Source organism: Pseudomonas putida (genome assembly GCF_022627325.1).
Taxonomy (GTDB): domain Bacteria; phylum Pseudomonadota; class Gammaproteobacteria; order Pseudomonadales; family Pseudomonadaceae; genus Aquipseudomonas; species Aquipseudomonas putida_X.
Genome location: NZ_JAETZZ010000023.1, coordinates 1 through 21,494 on the forward strand (window position 1 = coordinate 1; position 21,494 = coordinate 21,494).

General features: G+C 62.5%; 21 protein-coding genes and 1 rRNA gene. 18 read left to right on the forward strand and 4 right to left on the reverse strand.

The genetic code is table 11. The features are described 5' to 3' along the window. The 4 genes from rrf to JNA92_RS24860 form a co-directional block, all read left to right on the forward strand. Positions 1-76, forward strand: a 5S ribosomal RNA gene (gene rrf, locus JNA92_RS26235); the annotation flags it as partial. Between the two features lie 134 nt (positions 77-210). Beyond that, positions 211-870, forward strand: a complete 660-nt coding sequence (locus JNA92_RS24850; protein WP_241807155.1) for a paraquat-inducible protein A — start codon at positions 211-213, stop codon at positions 868-870. Beyond that, positions 857-1,480, forward strand: a complete 624-nt coding sequence (locus JNA92_RS24855; protein WP_241807156.1) for a paraquat-inducible protein A — start codon at positions 857-859, stop codon at positions 1,478-1,480. Before JNA92_RS24850 ends, JNA92_RS24855 begins: the two co-directional genes overlap by 14 nt. Then, positions 1,473-3,773 (forward strand): PqiB family protein, encoded by a 2,301-nt coding sequence (locus JNA92_RS24860; protein ID WP_241807157.1) that lies wholly within the window; start codon positions 1,473-1,475, stop codon positions 3,771-3,773. The genes JNA92_RS24855 and JNA92_RS24860 overlap by 8 nt, the downstream gene beginning before the upstream one ends. A gap of 209 nt (positions 3,774-3,982) precedes the next feature. Here the strand turns inward: JNA92_RS24860 and rpsT are convergent, their stop codons facing one another. After that, positions 3,983-4,261 (reverse strand): 30S ribosomal protein S20, encoded by a 279-nt coding sequence (gene rpsT, locus JNA92_RS24865; protein WP_003247625.1) that lies wholly within the window; start codon positions 4,259-4,261, stop codon positions 3,983-3,985. A 250-nt stretch (positions 4,262-4,511) separates the two neighbouring features. On the opposite strand from rpsT, the gene murJ reads away from it, so the two are divergent. The 6 genes from murJ (at position 4,512) to ispH (ending at position 11,847) form a co-directional block, all read left to right on the forward strand. Next, positions 4,512-6,050, forward strand: a complete 1,539-nt coding sequence (gene murJ, locus JNA92_RS24870; RefSeq protein ID WP_241807158.1) for a murein biosynthesis integral membrane protein MurJ — start codon at positions 4,512-4,514, stop codon at positions 6,048-6,050. Between the two features lie 118 nt (positions 6,051-6,168). Then, entirely contained in the window at positions 6,169-7,119 is a 951-nt protein-coding gene (gene ribF, locus JNA92_RS24875; protein ID WP_241807159.1) for a bifunctional riboflavin kinase/FAD synthetase, read from the forward strand. Next, positions 7,116-9,947 carry an isoleucine--tRNA ligase gene (ileS, locus tag JNA92_RS24880; protein WP_241807160.1) on the forward strand — a complete coding sequence of 944 codons (2,832 nt, stop codon included), beginning with the start codon at positions 7,116-7,118 and terminating at the stop codon, positions 9,945-9,947. The genes ribF and ileS overlap by 4 nt, the downstream gene beginning before the upstream one ends. After that, entirely contained in the window at positions 9,940-10,455 is a 516-nt protein-coding gene (gene lspA / locus JNA92_RS24885; protein WP_241807161.1) for a signal peptidase II, read from the forward strand. The genes ileS and lspA overlap by 8 nt, the downstream gene beginning before the upstream one ends. Beyond that, the gene (gene fkpB / locus JNA92_RS24890) at positions 10,448-10,885 is read left to right on the forward strand and encodes an FKBP-type peptidyl-prolyl cis-trans isomerase (RefSeq protein ID WP_103445784.1); all 438 of its coding nucleotides are present in this window, start codon (positions 10,448-10,450) and stop codon (positions 10,883-10,885) included. The genes lspA and fkpB overlap by 8 nt, the downstream gene beginning before the upstream one ends. A gap of 14 nt (positions 10,886-10,899) precedes the next feature. Further along, positions 10,900-11,847, forward strand: coding sequence for a 4-hydroxy-3-methylbut-2-enyl diphosphate reductase (ispH, locus tag JNA92_RS24895; RefSeq protein WP_241807162.1), 948 nt, complete (start codon positions 10,900-10,902; stop codon positions 11,845-11,847). Here the strand turns inward: ispH and JNA92_RS24900 are convergent, their stop codons facing one another. Further along, positions 11,848-12,339, reverse strand: a complete 492-nt coding sequence (locus JNA92_RS24900; protein ID WP_241807163.1) for a GspH/FimT family pseudopilin — start codon at positions 12,337-12,339, stop codon at positions 11,848-11,850. Between the two features lie 109 nt (positions 12,340-12,448). On the opposite strand from JNA92_RS24900, the gene JNA92_RS24905 reads away from it, so the two are divergent. The 5 genes from JNA92_RS24905 to thiO are packed head-to-tail and all read left to right on the forward strand — an operon-like array spanning position 12,449 to position 15,314. Further along, positions 12,449-12,658, forward strand: a complete 210-nt coding sequence (locus tag JNA92_RS24905; RefSeq protein ID WP_241807164.1) for a prepilin-type N-terminal cleavage/methylation domain-containing protein — start codon at positions 12,449-12,451, stop codon at positions 12,656-12,658. Next, complete coding sequence (locus tag JNA92_RS24910) at positions 12,655-13,302, forward strand: PilW family protein (RefSeq protein ID WP_241807165.1); 648 nt, start codon at positions 12,655-12,657, stop codon at positions 13,300-13,302. The genes JNA92_RS24905 and JNA92_RS24910 overlap by 4 nt, the downstream gene beginning before the upstream one ends. Further along, positions 13,299-13,772, forward strand: coding sequence for a hypothetical protein (locus tag JNA92_RS24915; RefSeq protein ID WP_241807166.1), 474 nt, complete (start codon positions 13,299-13,301; stop codon positions 13,770-13,772). Before JNA92_RS24910 ends, JNA92_RS24915 begins: the two co-directional genes overlap by 4 nt. Position 13,773: 1 nt before the next feature. Beyond that, a complete protein-coding gene (locus tag JNA92_RS24920; RefSeq protein WP_241807167.1) occupies positions 13,774-14,163 on the forward strand; it encodes a type IV pilin protein in 390 nt (129 codons plus the stop codon). Positions 14,164-14,216: 53 nt separating this feature from the next. Continuing rightward, positions 14,217-15,314, forward strand: coding sequence for a glycine oxidase ThiO (gene thiO / locus JNA92_RS24925; protein WP_241807168.1), 1,098 nt, complete (start codon positions 14,217-14,219; stop codon positions 15,312-15,314). A 99-nt stretch (positions 15,315-15,413) separates the two neighbouring features. Here thiO and JNA92_RS24930 read toward each other — a convergent pair whose 3' ends face one another. Both JNA92_RS24930 and JNA92_RS24935 read right to left on the reverse strand, forming a co-directional pair. Next, a complete protein-coding gene (locus tag JNA92_RS24930) occupies positions 15,414-15,644 on the reverse strand; it encodes a PP0621 family protein (protein ID WP_241807169.1) in 231 nt (76 codons plus the stop codon). Between the two features lie 93 nt (positions 15,645-15,737). Next, entirely contained in the window at positions 15,738-16,757 is a 1,020-nt protein-coding gene (locus JNA92_RS24935) for an outer membrane protein assembly factor BamD (protein WP_039602970.1), read from the reverse strand. 147 nt (positions 16,758-16,904) lie between these two features. Here JNA92_RS24935 and rluD point away from each other — a divergent pair, with 147 nt between their 5' ends. The 3 genes from rluD (at position 16,905) to clpB (ending at position 21,326) form a co-directional block, all read left to right on the forward strand. Next, positions 16,905-17,867, forward strand: a complete 963-nt coding sequence (gene rluD / locus JNA92_RS24940) for a 23S rRNA pseudouridine(1911/1915/1917) synthase RluD (protein ID WP_241807170.1) — start codon at positions 16,905-16,907, stop codon at positions 17,865-17,867. Next, positions 17,864-18,604, forward strand: coding sequence for a peptidoglycan editing factor PgeF (gene pgeF / locus JNA92_RS24945; protein WP_241807171.1), 741 nt, complete (start codon positions 17,864-17,866; stop codon positions 18,602-18,604). The genes rluD and pgeF overlap by 4 nt, the downstream gene beginning before the upstream one ends. A 157-nt stretch (positions 18,605-18,761) precedes the next feature. Then, a complete protein-coding gene (gene clpB, locus JNA92_RS24950; protein WP_241807172.1) occupies positions 18,762-21,326 on the forward strand; it encodes an ATP-dependent chaperone ClpB in 2,565 nt (854 codons plus the stop codon). Positions 21,327-21,494: the final 168 nt, after the last annotated feature.

Here is a 21,494-nt window from a genome sequence, read left to right on the forward strand (position 1 = left end):
CGAACTCAGTAGTGAAACGATGCATCGCCGATGGTAGTGTGGGGTTTCCCCATGTGAGAGTAGGTCATCGTCAAGATTCATTTCGCAAAACCCCTATCTGCGCGAGCAGGTAGGGGTTTTGTCTTTCCGGCTCTGTTGCTCGAAAGTCGGCTCCCACATTTCGAGCTGTATCACTAGAATAGAGCCCACGTATCTATTCAGAACCTCGAGATGCCCAACCCAGTCGAAACTCAAGCGCTAGAGCAGTTGCCGCTGGACGAGTTGGTCGCATGCCATGAATGCGACCTGCTGATGCGCAAGCCCCAACTGCAACACAATGAGAAGGCCCAGTGCCCCCGCTGTGGTTATGAGCTGTACGCTCACCGGCACAACGTGGTCAACCGCAGCCTGGCACTGGCGCTGACCGCGCTGTTGCTGTTCGTGCCTGCCAACTTCCTGCCGATCATGCAGTTGCACCTGCTTGGCCAGACGTCAGACGACACGGTGTGGAGTGGCGTGCTGGGCTTGTACAACTCCGAAATGCGCGGTGTCGCTGTCGTGGTGTTCCTGTGCAGCATGGCGGTTCCATTTCTCAAGCTGATGTGCCAGCTCATGGTGCTCCTGAGCATCCGCCTGAACGTTGGGCGTAGCTATGGGCTGCTGATTTATCGCATTTATCATCATTTGCGAGACTGGGGCATGCTTGAGGTCTACTTCATGGGCGTGCTGGTCGCCATCGTGAAACTGGTCGACCTTGCCGAGCTGACCATAGGGCTAGGGTTGTTTTGCTTTATCAGCCTGTTGCTGATTCAGGTTTGGCTTGAAGTGGTGATGTCTCCACACCAGATCTGGAGTGCGCTGTCGGGGGAGGATCTGCATGCGGGCGATTGATGCGGGCATTGTGGTCTGCAATGAGTGTCATGAACTGAATCGACAGGATTCCGAGAGCAAGTCGCAGGCCTGTACGCGCTGCGGCGCGATTGTGCATGCGCGTCGGCCCAACAGTATCGTCCGTACCTGGGCGCTGCTCATCGCTGCCTCGATCCTCTACATACCTGCCAACGTGCTGCCGATCATGACTGTCAGTACATTGGGGCAGGGCAGCCCGGACACGATCATGTCCGGCGTCATTACGCTGCTCAAGCATGGCATGGTGCCCATTGCCGCAGTGGTGTTCATTGCCAGTATTCTGGTGCCCACCTTCAAACTGGTGGGCATCGGTTTGTTGTTGTATTCGGTACAGCGGCGCCAGCCGTTGTCAGCGCGGCAACGCATTTTGATGTATCGGTTCATCGAGTTCATAGGACGCTGGTCGATGCTGGACATCTTCGTCATCGCCATCTTGGTGGCGGTGGTGAATTTCGGCCGTATTGCCAGTGTCGAAGCCAACTTGGGCGCTGTCGCCTTCGCTACTGTGGTGATTCTCACGATGCTCGCTGCTTTAACTTTCGATCCCCGACTGATTTGGGATAACACGGAGTCGGATGACGACCATGAGTGACATGCCAACGGCTAAAACCCGGCCCGCCTCCAACTGGTCGGCCATCTGGATTCTGCCGCTGATCGCTTTGATGATTGGAGGGTGGCTGGCCTGGCAGGCCTACCGTGATGCGGGTGTAGAGATCGAAGTTCGTTTCGAGAGCGGTGAGGGTATCGTCGCCAACAAAACCGAAGTCATCTACAAAGGCATGCCTGTGGGCAAGGTCAAAAGCCTGGTGCTCGATGCCGAGGGTGAAAACCAAGGTGTCATCGCCACCATCGAGATGAACAAAGATGCAGAGCCTCACCTGACCAAGGGCACCCGCTTCTGGCTGGTCAAGCCCAGTGTCACGCTGGCAGGTATCTCGGGTCTGGAGACCTTGGTGTCAGGTAATTACATTGCCGTCAGCCCGGGTGAAGGTGAGCGAACCAAGCGCTTCAAGGCATTGAAGGTGGCGCCACCGCTTTCGGACAGCGAACCGGGCCTGCACCTTACGCTCAAAGCAGACCGCCTGGGCTCGCTCAACCGCGACAGCCCTATATTCTACAAGCAGATCCAGGTTGGCCGGGTAAAGAGCTATCGCCTGTCAGAGGACCAGAGCACGGTCGAGGTCAAAGTGTTTATCGAGCCGGCTTATGCCAGCCTGGTGCGCAAACATACGCGCTTCTGGAATGCCAGCGGCATCAGCATCGATGCCGGGCTGTCGGGGGTAAAGGTACGCAGCGAGTCCCTCTCCAGCATCGTTGCGGGTGGCATCGCCTTCGCGACGCCGGAGCACCGCAAGGATAGCCCGCCAACCGACCCGAGCCTGCCGTTCCGCTTGTACGAAGACTTCGATGCCGCCCAGGCGGGTATCCGTGTGAAGGTCAAGCTGAGCGACTATGAGGGCCTGCAGGCGGGGCGCACCCCGGTCATGTACAAAGGCATTCAAGTCGGTTCGCTGAAGGCCCTGAAGATGGAGGACAACCTCGGCAGTGCAATGGCTGAACTGACCCTGGACCCCCTGACCGAGGACTATCTCGTCGATGGCACGCAGTTCTGGGTGGTCAAGCCTTCCATTTCCCTGGCGGGTATCACAGGCCTGGAGGCCTTGGTGAAGGGTAACTACATTGCCATCCGCCCCGGTGAAAAGGGGGCCGCCCCGCAGCGCGAGTTCGAAGCAAGGGCCAAGGCACCGCCGCTGGACCTGAAGGCGCCTGGGCTGCACATGGTGCTGTTCGCCGATACGCTGGGCTCGCTGGAGGTCGGCAGCCGGGTGATGTATCGCCAGGTCAAGGTGGGTAGCGTGCAGAGCTACCAGTTTGCCCGCAACAGCAGTCGCATCCTGATCGGAGTGCACATCGAAAAGGAGTACGAGAACCTGGTCAATGGCTCTTCTCGCTTCTGGAACGTCAGTGGCATCACCCTCACTGGTGGCCTGTCGGGCATCAAGATAAAGAGTGAGTCGCTGCAGACCCTGATGGCCGGTGGTATCGCCTTTGACACACCAACGCCGAACGTACCGCTCAAGCGCCATATTCCAAGGTTCCGCCTGCATGAGAGCCAGGAGGCGGTAAACCGTGCCGGCGCCCTGATAACCATTCGTGTAGATCGTGCTGACGGCCTCAAGCCGGGCACGCCCATCCGTTTCCGTGGCCTGGATGTAGGCAGTATCGAGAGTGTCGACCTGACCAAGGACCTGCAGGCTGTGTTGCTGCGCGCACGTATCACCGAAGCGGCAGACCGCATCGCCCGAGCTGGCACGCAGTTCTGGGTGGTCAAGCCGGCCCTTGGCCTGGTGCGTACCGAAAACCTCGATACCCTGATTGGCGGGCAGTACCTGGAAGTGCAGCCGGCGGTGAAGGACAAAGGCCCGCAGCGTGATTTCATCGCCTTGGCTGACGCGCCTGAGGTCACCGGGGTGGAAGTCGGCCTGCCTTTGACGCTTAGCGCGCCGCGCAGGGGGTCGATCAAGCCGGGCGTGCCGGTGACCTACCGCGAGGTCGCGGTGGGTAAGGTAACGGGCTTCGAATTGGGGCAGACGGCCGACCGCGTGCTCATTCACATCCTGATCGAGCCGCGCTATGCCGCACTGGTGCGCGGTGGCAGCCGGTTCTGGAATAGCAGCGGTTTCGGTTTCGATTGGGGCCTGTTCAAAGGCGCCACGGTACGCACCGAGTCGCTGGAGACCCTCATCGACGGTGGGATTGCCTTCGCCACGCCCGAGGGCGAGCAGATGGGCAACCCGGCGCGGCCGCAGCAGACCTTTGCCTTGTTCGACAAGCCTGAGGACGCCTGGCTACAGTGGGCCCCGAAGATTCAGATCGCCAAGTAGGGAAGGGGCCGCGCTGCGGCCCTCATTGATTGAATAAAGCCGGCGGCATACCTTGGGGAAGCAACCCTCTTGCCCACTTTCTAAAAGCCGGCGCAATCCATGCGGGGGGCGGGCTTGCCGGCGATGAGGCCACAACAGGCGACACAAGCATCACCAAATCGCAGGCAATAAAAAACCGACCCTAGGGTCGGTTTTTCGACAAGCGTCGCTTAGGCAGCTGCAGCTTCTTTCAGCGCCTTGATGTGGCCATTCAGACGGCCTTTGTGGCGAGCAGCTTTGTTCTTGTGGATGATACCTTTGTCGGCCATACGGTCGATTACAGGTACAGCCAGAACGTAAGCGGCTTGCGCTTTTTCGGCGTCTTTTGCGTCGATGGCTTTGACTACATTCTTGATGTAGGTGCGGACCATGGAACGCAGGCTGGCGTTGTGGCTGCGACGCTTCTCAGCCTGTTTTGCACGTTTCTTGGCGGAAGGTGTGTTGGCCACCGTCGAGCTCCTCGAAAGACTTTAGGTAAATAGCAAACAAAATAGGCCGCGAATCATGCCGATCAGTTGAGCGGATGTCAAGGCCACCTGCAGGGTTCCGCCGAGCGGTGCACCAACAGGAGGGAAATATTCCTTTCTGCTGCACGACCTGTAAACTCGGGAATTTTTGGCTCCCCTGCGAAGGCGCGGGAGTATCGCACATTCGGACGCTGTCTGGCAGCGTCCTCTGCCCTTGGCGTGAATCTTTTCGATGAACCTGCTCAAATCCCTGGCTGCAGTCAGCTCCATCACCATGATTTCCCGGGTGTTGGGGTTCGTGCGTGACACCATCCTGGCCCGTGTCTTCGGCGCCGGCATCGCTACCGACGCCTTTTTCATCGCCTTCAAGCTGCCCAACCTGCTGCGGCGGATTTTTGCCGAGGGGGCCTTTTCCCAGGCGTTCGTGCCAATCCTTGCCGAATACAAGACCCAGCAGGGCGAGGAGGCGACGCGCACTTTCATTGCTTATGTCAGCGGCCTGCTGACGCTGGTCCTGGCCCTGGTCACGGTGATTGGCGTGCTAGCGGCACCCTGGGTGGTCTGGGCTACCGCCCCCGGGTTTGTGGACAATGCCGAGAAATACCAGCTGACCACCGACCTGCTGCGGGTGACCTTTCCTTATATATTGCTGATCTCACTGTCGTCACTGGTCGGCGCGATCCTCAATACCTGGAACCGTTTCTCGGTCCCAGCCTTCACGCCGACCCTGCTCAACGTGGCGATGATCATCTTCGCCCTGCTGCTCACGCCGTATTTCGACCCGCCCATCATGGCGCTGGCCTGGGGCGTACTGGCCGGGGGCCTGGCGCAGTTGCTGTACCAGCTGCCGGCACTCAAGAAAATCGGCATGCTCGTGCTGCCGCGCCTGAACCTGCGTGACACAGGCGTGTGGCGTGTGCTCAAACAGATGCTGCCGGCCATCCTCGGTGTTTCGGTCAGCCAGATTTCGTTGATCATCAACACCATCTTCGCCTCCTTCCTGGTGGCCGGCTCGGTGTCCTGGATGTACTACGCCGACCGCCTCATGGAGCTGCCCTCGGGCGTGCTGGGCGTGGCCCTTGGCACCATTTTGCTGCCGACCCTGGCCAAGACCTACGCCAACAAGGACCGCGAGGAGTATTCGCGGATTCTCGACTGGGGCCTGCGCCTGTGCTTCCTGCTCGTGCTCCCCTGCACGCTGGCCCTGGCGATACTCGCCGAGCCGCTGACCGTTGCCTTGTTCCAGTACGGCAAGTTCAGCGCTTACGACGCGGCGATGACCCAACGGGCACTGATCGCCTATTCGGTAGGCCTGCTGGCGATCATTCTGGTCAAGGTGCTGGCACCGGGCTTCTATGCGCAGCAGAATATTCGTACACCCGTGCGGATCGCGATCTTCACCCTCATCTGCACCCAACTGTTCAACCTGGCCCTGGTCGGCCCGCTGCAGCACGCCGGCCTGGCTTTGGCGATCAGCCTGGGCGCCTGCCTGAATGCGGGCCTGCTGTTCTGGAAGCTGCGCAGCCAGCAGCTGTTCCAACCGCAGCCGGGCTGGACGCTGTTCCTGCTCAAGCTGGTGCTGGCGGTGACGCTGATGGTGGCCGTACTGCTGGTGGGCATGCATTACCTGCCTGCGTGGGAGCAAGGCAACATGTTCGAGCGTTTCGTCCGCCTCGGGGCGCTGATCACGGCCGGCATCGTGACCTATTTCGGTTGCCTTTACCTGTGCGGCTTCAGGCCCCGGCATTTCGCCCGCAAGGCCCTGCACTGAGCTACAAGGCGAGTCAGGCGTCGGTTTTTCGTTTTCCACGCCGCACCCGGGCGCTGCTGCCTGTCACCAGCGCCCGGGTGTGGTTATAATCGGCCACTTTATGAGCAAGAAGCGCGTTATGCAGCTGGTTCGAGGTCTTCACAACCTGCGCCCCGAGCACCGGGGCTGTGTCGCCACCATTGGCAACTTCGACGGGGTTCACCGCGGCCACCAGGCGATCCTGGCGCGTCTGCGCGAGCGTGGCCAAGCGCTTGGCCTGCCTACGTGCGTGGTGATCTTCGAGCCGCAGCCGCGCGAGTACTTCGCTGCGGACACCGCGCCGGCTCGCCTGGCGCGCCTGCGCGACAAAATCGAGCTGTTGGCTGGCGAAGGTATCGACAGGGTCTTGTGCCTGGCGTTCAACCACCGCCTGAGCCAACTCAGCGCCGATGAATTCGTCAAGGCGATCCTGGTCGACGGCCTGGGCGTGCGCCACCTTGAAGTGGGCGACGACTTCCGCTTTGGCTGCGACCGCGCGGGCGATTTCACCTTCCTGGTCGAAGCCGGCAAGCAGTATGGCTTCACCGTCGAGGCCGCCAACACGGTGATCCAGGACGGCTTGCGGGTCAGCAGCACCGAGGTGCGCCAAGCGTTGTCCGAAGGCAACTTCGAGCTCGCCGAGCACTTGCTGGGCCGCCCTTACAGCATTACCGGGCGCGTATTGCACGGCCAGAAGCTGGCCCGCCAGCTCGGCACGCCCACCGCCAACATCCAGCTCAAGCGGCGTCGTGTGCCGTTGTCCGGGGTCTACCTAGCCAGCATCGAAATCGACGGCAAGGCCTGGCCAGGGGTTGGCAATATCGGGGTGCGCCCCACCGTGGCCGGTGACGGCCGCCCGCACCTTGAAATTCATCTACTGGATTATGCCGGCGATCTGTATGGCCGGCGCCTGACGGTGGAATTCCACCACAAGCTGCGTGAAGAGCAGCGATTCGCCTCCCTGGAGGCGCTGAAGTCGGCGATCGATGCGGATATCGCCGCCGCACGTGCACATTGGCACGCTCAACCGCTAACGAAGAGCCTGAAATGACCGACTACAAAGCCACGCTAAACCTTCCGGACACCGCCTTCCCCATGAAGGCCGGCCTGCCTCAGCGCGAACCGCAGATCCTGCAGCGCTGGGACAGCATTGGCCTGTACCAGAAGCTGCGCGAAATTGGCAAGGATCGTCCGAAGTTCGTCCTGCACGACGGCCCGCCCTATGCCAACGGCAAGATTCACATCGGTCATGCGCTGAACAAGATTCTCAAGGACATGATCGTCCGCTCCAAGACCCTCTCGGGCTTCGACGCGCCTTACGTCCCGGGTTGGGACTGCCACGGCCTGCCGATCGAACACAAGGTCGAAGTCACCCACGGCAAGCACCTGACCGCCGACCGCACCCGTGAGCTGTGCCGCGAATACGCTGCCGAACAGATCGAAGGGCAGAAGACCGAGTTCATCCGCCTGGGTGTGCTGGGCGACTGGGACAACCCGTACAAGACCATGAACTTCGCCAACGAGGCCGGTGAAATCCGTGCCTTGGCCGAAATGGTCAAGCAGGGCTTCGTGTTCAAGGGCCTGAAGCCCGTGAACTGGTGCTTCGATTGCGGCTCCGCACTCGCAGAAGCCGAGGTCGAATACGCCGACAAGAAGTCGCAGACCATCGATGTGGCCTTCCCGGTCGCCGACGCCGACAAACTGGCTGCCGCCTTCGGCCTGCCGGCCTTGGCCAAGCCCGCTGCCATCGTGATCTGGACCACCACCCCGTGGACCATCCCCGCCAACCAGGCGCTGAACATCCACCCGGAGTTCAAGTACGCGCTGGTCGATACCGGCGAGCGTCTGCTGGTGCTGGCCGAAGAGCTGGTCGAGTCGTGCCTCAAGCGCTACGACCTGGAAGGCTCGGTCATCGCCACCGCCCAAGGCTCGGCCCTGGAGCTGGTCAACTTCCGCCACCCCTTCTACGACCGTCTGTCGCCGATCTACCTGGCCGACTATGTCGAGCTGGGAGCAGGTACCGGTGTGGTCCACTCCGCGCCAGCCTACGGTGAAGACGACTTTGTCACCTGCAAGCGCTACGGCATGGTCAACGACGACATCCTCACGCCGGTGCAGAGCAACGGTGTGTACGTCGAGTCGCTGGAGTTCTTTGGCGGCCAGTTCATCTGGAAGGCCAACCCGGCCATCGTCGAGAAGCTGAGCGAAGTCGGTGCGCTGATGCATACCGAAACCATCAGCCACAGCTACATGCACTGCTGGCGCCACAAGACCCCGCTGATCTACCGCGCCACCGCGCAGTGGTTCGTGGGCATGGACAAGCAGCCCAACACCGGCGAGCCGCTGCGTGAGCGCGCGCTCAAAGCCATCGAAGACACCCAGTTCGTCCCGGCCTGGGGCCAGGCGCGCCTGCACTCGATGATCGCCAACCGCCCGGACTGGTGCATCTCGCGTCAGCGCAACTGGGGTGTGCCGATCCCGTTCTTCCTGCACAAGCAGACCGGTGAACTGCACCCACGCACCGTCGAACTGATGGAAGCGGTGGCCAAGCGTGTCGAACAGGAAGGTATCGAGGCCTGGTTCAAGCTGGACGCTGCCGAACTGCTCGGTGATGAAGCCGGCCAGTACGACAAGATCACCGACACCCTGGACGTGTGGTTCGACTCCGGCACCACCCACTGGCACGTATTGCGCGGCTCGCATGACATCGGCCACGCCACCGGCCCGCGTGCGGACCTGTACCTGGAAGGCTCCGACCAGCACCGTGGCTGGTTCCATTCCTCGTTGCTGACCGGTTGCGCCATCGACAACCACGCGCCGTATCGCGAACTGCTGACCCACGGCTTCACCGTGGACGAAAGCGGTCGCAAGATGTCCAAGTCGCTGGGCAACACCATCGAGCCGGAAAAAGTCAACAACACCCTGGGTGCCGACATCCTGCGCCTGTGGGTCTCGGCTACCGACTATTCGGGTGAGATGGCCGTTTCCGAGCAGATCCTGCAGCGCAGCGCCGACGCCTACCGCCGTATCCGCAACACCGCACGCTTCCTGCTTTCCAACCTGTCCGGTTTCGACCCGGCTCGCGATCTGCTGGCCCCGGAAGATATGCTGGCCCTGGACCGCTGGGCAGTGGACCGTACCCTGCTGCTGCAGCGCGAGCTGGAAGAGCACTACAGCGAGTACCGCTTCTGGAATGTCTACTCGAAGATCCACAACTTCTGCGTGCAGGAGCTGGGCGGCTTCTACCTCGACATCATCAAGGACAGGCAGTACACCACGGGCGCCAACAGTGTTGCACGCCGCTCCTGCCAGACCGCGCTGTACCACATCAGCGAAGCGCTGGTGCGCTGGATCGCGCCGATCCTGGCCTTCACCGCCGATGAAATCTGGCAGTACCTGCCGGGCGAGCGCAACGAGTCGGTCATGCTCAACGCCTGGTACCAGGGCCTGACCGAGCTGCCCGAAGGCACCGAGCTGGATCGCGCTTACTGGGACCGCGTGATGGCGGTCAAGGCTGCGGTCAACAAGGAGCTGGAAAACCAGCGTGCCGCCAAGGTCATCGGTGGCAACCTGCAGGCCGAAGTCACCTTGTTCGCCGAAGAAGGCCTTAGCGCCGACCTGGGCAAGCTGGGCGATGAGCTGCGCTTCGTTCTCATCACCTCCGCTGCCAGCGTGGTGCCGTTCGCCCAGGCGCCGGCCGATGCCGTGGCCACCGAAGTCGAAGGCCTCAAGCTGAAAGTGGTCAAGTCTGGCCACACCAAGTGCGGCCGCTGCTGGCACTTCCGCGCCGACGTCGGCAGCCATCCGGAGCACCCGGAAATCTGCAGCCGTTGCGTCGACAACCTGAGCGGTTCCGGTGAGGTGCGCCACTATGCCTAACCCTGCAGTGGGGCGCTTCGGGCGTCTTGCATGGCTCTGGCTCAGCCTGCTGGTCCTGGTCGTTGACCAGGCCACCAAGCTGTATTTCAACAACGCCCTGAGCATGTACCAGCAGATCGTGGTCATCCCTGACTACTTCAGCTGGACCCTTGCCTACAACACCGGCGCGGCGTTCAGCTTCCTGGCCGACAGCTCTGGCTGGCAGCGCTGGCTGTTCGCCCTGATCGCCGTGGTGGTCAGCGCCGTGCTGGTGGTCTGGCTCAAGCGCCTGGGGCGCAACGAGACCTGGCTGGCCGTGGCGCTGGCGCTGGTGCTCGGTGGCGCGCTGGGTAACCTGTACGACCGCATCGTGCTGGGCCACGTGGTGGATTTCATCCTGGTGCACTGGAAGAACGTTCATCACTTCCCGGCCTTCAATGTGGCCGACAGCGCCATCACCGTTGGTGCGGTGATGCTGGCGCTGGATATGTTCAAGAGCAAGAAGTCTGAGGATCCGGTCCATGACTGACACCCGTATCGGCCAGAACACCGAAGTTACCCTGCACTTCGCGCTGCACCTGGAAAACGGCGATACCGTCGATAGCACGTTCGACAAGGCCCCAGCCACCTTCAAGGTCGGCGACGGCAACCTGCTGCCGGGCTTCGAGTCCGCACTGTTCGGCTTCAAGGCCGGTGACAAGCGCACGGTCGTGGTTGCCCCGGAGAATGCCTTCGGCCAGCCTAACCCGCAGAACGTACAGGTCATGCCACGGTCCCAGTTCGAGGGCATGGAATTGTCCGAAGGGCTGCTGATCATTTTCAACGATGCCGCCAACACCGAATTGCCCGGTGTGGTCAAAGCGTTCGATGACAACCAGGTGACCATCGACTTCAATCACCCACTGGCAGGCAAGACCCTTACCTTCGAGGTGGAGATCCTCGAGGTGAAGGCCCTGTAAGCCTGGAGCCGAGCATGCAAATCAAACTCGCCAACCCTCGCGGTTTCTGCGCAGGGGTCGACCGGGCGATCGAGATCGTCAACCGTGCGCTGGAAGTCTTCGGCCCACCGATCTACGTGCGCCATGAAGTGGTGCACAACAAGTTCGTGGTGGAAGACCTGCGCAGCCGTGGCGCCATCTTCGTCGAAGAACTGGATCAGGTACCGGACGACGTCATCGTCATTTTCAGTGCCCATGGTGTTTCCCAGGCCGTGCGCCAGGAAGCCGCCGGTCGCGGCCTGAAAGTGTTCGATGCCACCTGCCCGCTGGTGACCAAGGTGCATATCGAGGTCGCCAAGTACAGCCGTGACGGTCGCGAGTGCATCCTGATCGGCCACGAAGGGCACCCGGAAGTCGAAGGCACCATGGGGCAATACGACGCCAGCAACGGCGGCGCCATCTACCTGGTCGAAGACGAGGACGATGTGGCCCAACTGCAAGTACGCGACCCGGACAACCTGGCGTTTGTCACCCAGACCACGCTGTCGATGGACGATACCAGCCGTGTCATCGATGCCCTGCGTACGCGCTTCCCGAACATCGGCGGCCCGCGCAAGGACGATATCTGCTACGCCACCCAGAACCGCCAGGACGCCGTCAAGCAACTGGCCGGTGAGTGTGACGTGGTGCTGGTGGTGGGCAGCCCCAACAGTTCCAACTCCAACCGCCTGCGTGAGTTGGCCGAGCGCATGGGTACCCCGGCCTATCTGATCGATGGTGCCGAGGACATGCAGCGCGGCTGGTTCGACCAGGCGGCACGGATCGGTATAACTGCCGGCGCTTCGGCCCCGGAAGTGCTGGTTCGGGGCGTGATCGACCAGCTCAAGGCCTGGGGTGCCACGGGCGCCGAAGAGCTCGATGGGCGCCCGGAGAACATCACGTTCTCCATGCCCAAAGAGCTACGGGTGCGTTCACTGATCTGATCAGCGGCCTGCGCACAGGGAATCTTCCGCTTCTCCCGTGCGCAGGCTGACCCTACCGCTGGTCGCCAGCACAACATGATGCCGGCTGGTTGCAGACGAACCCTCACAGACCTCAAGCCGCCCCCCTGAGAAGTTGTTGTTTTTTCCCAGCGGCACACCCAGTGCGCTGAACCTTATCTGGCTCCCGGTATTGTCCTTCACCCGCTGGGGCCGAGGCGGTCGGTACTCGCGCAGCAACTGCTGGTTATGCTCCAGCAGCACGCGCCAACCCTTGCCCCAATCATTATCCAAAGGCTGGACCACCACCGCCTGGCTCTGCAGGGCCGCGTGGCCGCGTGCGCTACGCAGCGTCTGGGCCAAGTTGCGGGCCACTGCTGCCCTGTGCAGCTCATCGCTCAATTTCGCGTAGGCCGGCACGCCAAGCTGGGTCAGCAGCGCCGCCATAGCCAGCCCGAACATCATTTGTATCAGTGTTACGCCCTGTTGCTTCACCGTGCATTCCTCCCTGGAAGTGCTTGGCTGTAGCTTCAGGCTCGGTGGGCAAGAGGTCCAGTCGAGCAGGTGCAAGGCAATTGCGGGAAATATCGCAGGAGGTGCAGGGATGCACGCGAATCAACGGGGCATGACGCTTCTGGAGGTACTGTTGGCCGTAGCGGTCGTGGCATTGGGCATGTTCGCTGCTGCAGGGTTGCAGCTTCAGGCATTGCAGGCCACTGACAGCGCGCGTCGCGACATGCTGGATGCGGTGGGCGCGCATACGTCGCTTGAACGGGGCAGGGCCGCGGGCAAGCTGACGGTGCCGAGGCCATGAGGCGTAAGCAAGGTGGCTTCGGCCTGGTCGAAGCGCTGCTTGCGCTGGCCATCGGCCTGATGCTGCTGACTGCAGCCAGCCACCTTTTCATCTCGGCCCACCAGGGCTGGCGCCTTCAATCTGCGGCGCTGCGCATGCAGGCGGACGCCCGTCTGGCATTGCTGCGCATGGCTCAGGATATCCGTATGGCGGGCATGTTCGGTTGTTTGCGCCTGAGGCCTGAGGACTTCAAGGACCCATCTGCGCGGGATGCTTTTGCGCGGCCTTTGCGGGTTGGCCCGGCAAGCCTGAGCCTGGTAGTGGCAGAACTGCCAGGGCACCCCGGGGGCCCGGACTGGACCTTGCTCACCGATTGCGTCAAGAGCGCCGAGGTGCAGAAGGGGCGTGCGAACAGCGCGAGCTTGCCGTTGGCCTTTCCTATCAGCCGGCACCACTACCAACTCCGCGACGGCACGCTGAGGTTCGTGCGGCGCAACAACCCTCAGCCATTGGTCGACCACGTGCGTGAACTGCACATTGAGTCTGCCGACACCGCCGAGGGGCAGCGAGTGGATGTGCAACTGACCTTGTTCGATCCTGATCTGGGCATCGAACAGCGTTACGGCATGAGTGTGGCGGTCCGCAACCCGGTTGCCCGGCCATGAAGCGCCAGCGTGGCATGGTCTTGCTGCTGGCGCTGGTGTTCAGCCTTTTGCTTGGCCTGCTGACGGCTTCGGCGTTGCGCGATGCCTTGGTGGAAGCGCGCATGGCCGGCTACCTGCGCGAGGGTTTGCAGGCACTCGATCAGGCCGAAGCCACGCTGCTGGTCGCAGAGGCCGAACTGCAGCGCGCGCCGCCTGGGTTGTGCCAGGCGTGCCTGCCACCCCCGCGCGCGCATGACTTGCTGGGGCAATGGCAAGCCAGCCAGAGCGGTTACTTCCAACTGCAGAACCTTGGCCAGACAACCCTGGCCGCGCATCGGCCGGGGGATGAGCCCGTCACGCTTTACCGAGTGACCGCAGTCAGCCGGCAACTCGCGGCCAGGCAAGTGCTGGAGGCGGTGTATGCCGTGCCAGCGGCTCAAACACAGGCGCCGCAGCGGATTCTGTGGCGGCAGAGACTGAAGGGAGACTGACATGCAGCAAGGCCTGAGCCTGATCGAACTGTTGATTGTCGTGGCTGTCACCGGCATTCTGGCAGCCATTGCCTACCCCAGTTACAGCGACCAGCTCAGGCGAGCCGCACGCAGCGAAGTGGTTGGCCTGCTGCATGACGCTGCCCTGCGCCTGGAACACCACCGTGTACGCACCGGCCAATACGCCGAGGGCGAACCGGTATTGCCCGTTGGCAACCGCCATTACAGCCTGCATGCCGAACGTGGCAGCGATACCTTCACGCTGCGTGCACGGCGGCTGCCGCATGGTTTGATGGCCGATGACCGCTGCGGTGATTTTCAGCTCGACCAGGCAGGTGTACAGAGCAACCCGGATGGCACCGTGGCCATTGCGCGCTGCTGGGGAAGCTGAAGGTTGAATGATGCCCGTGCATCGCGGTTTTACTTCAGGTGTTGGATCGACAGATGAACAAGCAAGTAGTGGTGATCGGCGGCGGGGTGATCGGCCTGCTGACGGCGTTCAACCTGGCTGCGAAGGTCGGCCAGGTAGTGGTATGTGATCAGGCCGAGGTCGGGCGTGAATCGTCTTGGGCGGGCGGCGGCATCGTCTCGCCGCTTTACCCTTGGCGCTACAGCCAGGCAGTCACCGCGCTGGCGCACTGGTCGCAGGACTTTTATCCACAGCTGGGGGAACACCTGTTCTCCAGCACCGGTATCGACCCGCAAGTCCACACCACCGGCTTGTACTGGCTCGACCTGGACGACGAGGCCGAGGCGCTGGCCTGGGCGGCGCGCGAGCAGCGGCCGCTCAGCCCTGTGGATATCTCGGCGGCCTACGACGCGGTCCCCGTACTGGGCCCAGGCTTCAAGCGCGCCATCTACATGGCAGGCGTGGCCAACGTGCGCAACCCCCGGTTGGTCAAGGCCCTGAAGGCGGCGCTGCTGGCACTGCCCAACGTGACCTTGCGCGAGCACTGCCAGATCACCGGCTTTGTTCGCGACGGTGAGCGCGTGACTGGCGTGCAGACGGCAGACGGCGTGCTGCAGGCCGATGATGTCGTGCTCAGCGCGGGCGCCTGGAGCGGCGACCTGCTGCGCACGCTGGGGCTTGAACTGCCGGTGGAGCCGGTGAAGGGCCAGATGATCCTGTTCAAGTGCGCTGCGGACTTCTTGCCGAGCATGGTGCTGGCCAAGGGGCGCTATGCGATCCCGCGCCGTGACGGGCACATTCTGGTGGGCAGCACGCTGGAGCATGCCGGGTACGACAAGACCCCGACCGAGGAGGCACTGGCGAGCCTCAAGGCTTCGGCGGTGGAACTGTTGCCGGAGCTTGCCGATGCCACGGTGGTGGCGCACTGGGCCGGGCTGCGGCCGGGGTCGCCTGAAGGCATTCCGTACATCGGCCAGGTGCCGGGGCATGACGGGGTGTGGTTGAACTGCGGGCATTACCGCAATGGGTTGGTGCTGGCGCCAGCGTCGTGCCAGTTGTTCACTGATTTGCTGACGGGGGGCGAGCCTATCATTGACCCGTCGCCTTATGCCCCGGCCGGGCGTCTGGGCTGATATCGCCTGGGCCGCTGGGCGGCCCAATCGCCGGCAAGCCGACCCCACAGGTTGTGCACCTGTTTTGGATGCTACGTAGTGCCTGTGGGCGGTACTGGCTCAGTTTTGCTGGCTTGGCCCCTGCTGAAGGTGCGCCTGGCTGCAATACCACTGGCTGCCTTGCTGCAGCGCCCGGTCATTGGGCAGGTGTACGCCGCAGTGGGCGCAGCGCACCATCTTCAGCGGGTCGTCGAGTTTCGGCTCGGACGGCGACTGCTGGCTGATCTTGAATTTGCGCCACAGCCAGAACGCGGCGGCGATCAGGGCGATCCAGAAAAGTAGGCGAACCATGGTGTCCAGCTTGTCTATTGATTGAGGCGATAGTCTAGGGCGCGGCCAATAAAAAAGGGAGACCTCAGTCTCCCTTTCTCGTACCCCGTTGGATCAGTCGAACAGACCAAAGGTCATGTAGCTGAACCAGGAACGGTCTTTCTCGGCTTCCTTCGGCCCCTCCGGCAGGATCGGGTCGCCGTTTTCATCTTTGGGCAGCAGGTCCTGCGGCATCTCGGAGCGCGCATCCTGGAACTGGCGGACCACGTCCTGGTTGGCGCGGGTTTCACCCGGTGGCAGCGGGGCGTCGGTCTCGATCAGGCCCAAGGTGGCCTTGGACAGCCAGCCGCGGCCGTCAGACTCGGTCTGCTTGGGCTGGAACTCGCCATCGACCAGGCTCGGGTGGTCAGGGTAGTTGAGCTTGAGGGTTTCCAGGCTGGTGGCGGCCAGTTCGTCCAGGTGCATCTTCTGGTACGCCTCGACCATCACGGCCAGGCCGTCGCCGACCGATGGGGTTTCCTGGAAGTTTTCCACCACGTAGCGGCCACGGTTGGCGGCTGCCACGTAAGCCTGGCGGCTCAGGTAGTAGTCGGCCACATGGATTTCATAAGACGCCAGCAGGTTGCGCAGGTAGATCATGCGCTGCTTGGCGTCCGGGGCGTAGCGGCTGTTGGGGAAGCGGCTGGTCAGCTGGGCGAACTCGTTGTACGAGTCGCGGGCGGCACCCGGGTCACGCTTGGTCATGTCCAGCGGCAGGAAGCGCGCCACCAGGCCGCGGTCCTGGTCGAACGAGGTCAGGCCTTTGAGGTAGTAGGCGTAGTCGACGTTCGGGTGCTGCGGGTGCAGGCGGATGAAGCGCTCGGCAGCCGACTTGGCAGCCTCGGGCTCTGAGTTCTTGTAGTTGGCGTAGATCAGCTCGAGCTGCGCCTGGTCGGCGTAGCGGCCGAACGGGTAACGCGATTCCAGGGCCTTGAGCTTGTTCACGGCGCTGTTGTAGCTGGAGTTGTCCAGATCAGCCTGGGCCTGCTGATACAGCTCGGCCTCGCTGAGGTTCTCGTCAATGACCTCTTTATTAGAGGAACAGGCCGCGGTAAGCCCGAGGATGGCGATCAGCAGCAGGTGTTTCACTTGCATAGCGGCTTGCGTCCCTTTGACGGCCGCTGTCTTGGGCGGTGCCGTCCTGTTATGATGAGCGCCCCGGCCAACCCCGGGACAAAAGAAGCCGTATTTAACCACAAGCTCGCAGCCGAAACCAAAGGCTGTGCGCCCGCCGAATCGAGCATGTCCGAGATCATTCAACTTAGCGCAGAGGTACCGTCCGAACTGGGCGGTCAACGCCTCGACCAGGTCGCCGCCCAATTGTTCGCCGAGTACTCGCGTTCGCGGCTTACTTCGTGGATCAAAGAGGGCCGCCTGACGGTCGATGGCGCCGTCGTGCGCCCTCGAGACACCGTCCATGGTGGCTCTGTGCTTGCACTTGAGGCCGAGCAAGAGGCCCAGGGCGAGTGGATCGCCGAAGACATCGAACTGGACATCGTCTACGAAGACGACCAGATCATGGTGATCAACAAGCCGGCCGGGCTGGTCGTGCACCCGGCTGCCGGGCACGCCAGTGGCACATTGCTCAACGCCTTGCTGCACCATGTGCCGGATATCGTCAACGTACCGCGCGCTGGCATCGTCCATCGCCTGGACAAAGACACCACCGGCCTGATGGTCGTGGCCAAGACCTTGCAGGCGCAGACCAAGCTGGTCGAGCAGCTGCAAAGCCGTACGGTCAGCCGGATCTACGAGTGCATCGTGATCGGCGTGGTGACTGCCGGCGGCAAGATCAACGCCCCGATCGGCCGTCACGGTGGCGCACGCCAGCGCATGGCGGTGACCGAAGGCGGCAAGCCGGCGGTCAGCCACTACCGTGTGCTCAAGCGCTTCCGTTCGCACACCCACGTGCGGGTCAAGCTGGAAACCGGCCGTACTCACCAGATCCGTGTGCACATGGCCCATGTTGGTTTCCCGCTGGTCGGCGACCAGACCTACGGCGGCCGCTTCCGCATCCCGCCGGCAGCCAGCCCGACCATGGTCGAGGCGGTCAAGACCTTCCCGCGCCAGGCCCTGCACGCACGCTTCCTGGCGCTGGACCACCCCACTACCGGTGAGCGCATGGAGTGGGCGTCGGAGCTGCCGGATGATTTCGTCTGGTTGCTATCGCTGCTGAACCAGGACCGCGAGGCGTTTATCGGATGAGTGGCCTGGCGCAGGCGCTGCTGTTCCCCGACTGGCCCGCACCGGCCACGGTTCGCGCCTGTGTCACGACCCGCCAGGGCGGCGTCAGTTTGCCGCCCTACGCATCTTTCAACCTCGGTGATCACGTGGGCGACGACCCCCTTGCGGTCGCCGAGAACCGCCGCCGCCTGAGCGACGAATTCGTCATTCAGCCCGCCTGGCTCAAGCAGGTGCACGGCCTGGCCGTGGCGGATGCCGACCCATCGGTGGTTGCCGAAGCCGACGCCAGCTGGACCGACCAGCCAGGCATTGCCTGCACCGTAATGACCGCCGACTGCCTGCCCGTGCTGTTCTGCGACCGCGCGGGCACCCGTGTGGCTGCCGCGCATGCCGGCTGGCGCGGGCTGGCCGGTGGCGTGCTGGAAGCCACGCTGGAGCGCCTGGCATTGCCGCCCGAAGAGGTGCTGGTGTGGTTGGGGCCTGCCATCGGCCCGCAAGCATTCGAAGTGGGCCTGGAGGTACGGGATGCCTTCACCGCCGTGCACCCAGAGGCTGCCAAGGCTTTTCTCGAGGGTGAGCGGCCGGGCAAGCTGATGGCCGACATCTATGCACTGGCGCGCATTCGCCTGGCGGCGCGCGGCGTTACTGCCGTCTATGGTGGTGGCCTGTGCACCGTCAGTGATGCACGGTTCTTCTCGTATCGCCGCACCCCGCAGGGCGGGCGATTCGCTTCGCTGGTCTGGCTGGCCCCGCACTGATCGGCTGGCACCGTTAATCCATAAGGCTGACTTTAGTCAACCCCGCTACGCTTGAATCTTCCAGAATCACCCTTATCTATAAGGTCATCTCAGGCAGGTTTCTTCATCAAAGGCGCTGTCCATCGCTCCGACCTGCCCTTATCAGGAAGGTATCCCCATGCGAATAGACCGTTTGACCAGCAAGCTGCAATTAGCGATATCCGATGCCCAGTCCCTGGCCGTTGGCATGGACCACCCTGCCATCGAGCCCCTGCACCTGTTGCAGGCGTTGATCGAGCAGCAAGGTGGTTCGATCAAGCCACTGCTGATGCAGGTTGGCTTCGACATCAACAACCTTCGCCAGACACTGGTAAAAGAACTCGACCAGTTGCCGAAAATCCAGAACCCCACCGGCGATGTGAACATGTCGCAGGACCTGGCGCGCCTGCTCAACCAGGCCGACCGCCTGGCCCAGCAGAAGGGCGACCAGTTCATTTCCAGCGAGCTGGTGCTGCTCGCCGCCATGGATGAGAACAGCAAGCTCGGCAAGCTGCTGCTCAGCCAGGGTGTGAGCAAGAAGGCCCTGGAAAACGCCATCAACAACCTGCGCGGCGGCGCGGCGGTGAATGACGCCAATGCCGAAGAGTCGCGCCAGGCGCTGGACAAGTACACCGTCGACCTGACCAAGCGTGCCGAGGAGGGCAAGTTAGACCCGGTCATCGGCCGTGACGACGAGATCCGCCGCACCGTGCAGGTGCTGCAGCGCCGTACCAAGAACAACCCCGTGCTGATCGGCGAACCCGGCGTGGGCAAGACTGCCATCGCCGAAGGCCTGGCCCAGCGCATCATCAACGGTGAAGTGCCCGACGGCCTGAAGGGCAAGCGCCTGCTGGCGCTGGACATGGGCGCGCTGATCGCCGGTGCCAAGTACCGCGGTGAGTTCGAGGAGCGCCTCAAGTCATTGCTCAACGAGCTGTCCAAGCAGGAAGGCCAGATCATCCTGTTCATCGACGAGCTGCACACCATGGTCGGCGCCGGCAAAGGCGAAGGCGCCATGGACGCAGGCAACATGCTCAAGCCGGCGCTGGCGCGTGGCGAACTGCATTGCGTCGGTGCCACCACGCTCAATGAATACCGCCAGTTCATCGAGAAGGACGCAGCCCTTGAGCGACGCTTCCAGAAGGTACTGGTGGAAGAGCCGAGCGAGGAAGACACCATCGCCATTCTGCGTGGCCTCAAAGAGCGCTATGAAGTGCACCACAAGGTGGCCATCACCGACGGCGCGATCATTGCTGCGGCCAAGCTCAGCCACCGCTACATCACCGACCGCCAGCTGCCGGACAAGGCCATCGACCTGATCGACGAAGCGGCCAGCCGTATCCGTATGGAGATCGACTCCAAGCCGGAAGTGCTCGACCGCCTCGACCGTCGCCTGATCCAGCTGAAGGTGGAGTCCCAGGCGCTGAAGAAAGAGGAAGACGAAGCCGCCAAAAAACGCCTGGAGAAGCTGACCGAGGAAATCGAGCGCCTGGAGCGTGAGTATTCCGACCTGGAAGAGATCTGGGCGTCGGAGAAGGCAGAAGTGCAGGGCTCGGCGCAGATTCAGCAAAAGATCGAGCAAGCCCGCCAGGAACTGGAAGCGGCCCGTCGCAAAGGCGACCTGAACCGCATGGCCGAACTGCAGTACGGGGTGATCCCGGACCTGGAGCGCAGCCTGCAGATGGTCGACCAGCACGGCAAGACCGAAAACCAGCTGCTGCGTAACAAGGTGACCGAGGAAGAAATTGCCGAAGTGGTGTCCAAATGGACCGGCATCCCGGTGGCCAAGATGCTCGAAGGCGAGCGTGAAAAACTGCTGAAAATGGAAGACCTGCTGCACCAGCGCGTGATCGGCCAGAACGAGGCGGTGACCGCCGTGGCCAACGCCGTGCGCCGCTCGCGTGCCGGGCTCTCCGACCCGAACCGGCCAAGTGGTTCGTTCATGTTCCTCGGCCCGACCGGTGTGGGCAAGACCGAGCTGTGCAAGGCCCTGGCCGAATTCCTGTTCGACACCGAAGAGGCCATGGTACGGATCGACATGTCCGAGTTCATGGAGAAACATTCCGTGGCTCGCCTGATCGGCGCCCCACCAGGCTACGTAGGTTATGAAGAGGGCGGTTACCTGACCGAAGCGGTACGGCGCAAGCCCTACTCGGTGGTGCTGCTGGATGAAGTGGAGAAGGCTCACCCGGATGTGTTCAACGTGCTGCTGCAGGTGCTCGAGGATGGCCGCCTGACTGACAGCCATGGCCGTACGGTGGACTTCCGCAACACGGTGATCGTGATGACCTCCAACCTGGGCTCGGCGCAGATCCAGGAGCTGGCCGGTGACCGCGAAGCGCAACGTGCTGCAGTGATGGATGCGGTGGGTGCGCACTTCCGTCCGGAGTTCGTCAACCGGATCGACGAAGTGGTGGTGTTCGAGCCGTTGGGCCGCGAGCAGATCGCCGGTATCACCGAGATCCAGCTTGGCCGCCTGCGCAGCCGCCTGAGCGAGCGCGAGCTGGCCCTGAGCCTGAGCCCGGAGGCGTTGGACAAGCTGATCGCGGTAGGGTACGACCCGGTGTATGGCGCGCGGCCGCTGAAGCGAGCGATCCAGCGCTGGATCGAGAACCCGCTGGCGCAAATGATCCTGGCCGGCAAATTCATGCCGGGTTCGGCGATCACTGCCAAGGTGGAAGGCGAAGAAATCGTCTTTGCCTGATCCTTTCGCTGCAAAAACCAGCCCCGCACCTGCGGGGCTTTTTTATAGCTGCAGCCTTTGCCCAGCCATCGGGGAGCCCTGTGCAAGCCAGCCTGTCGGCCAGGATGCCCGGCCAAACCCCGCAAAACCGGGGCCTCGCCAGTTTTTTTCATAACTTGCTGAAATTTT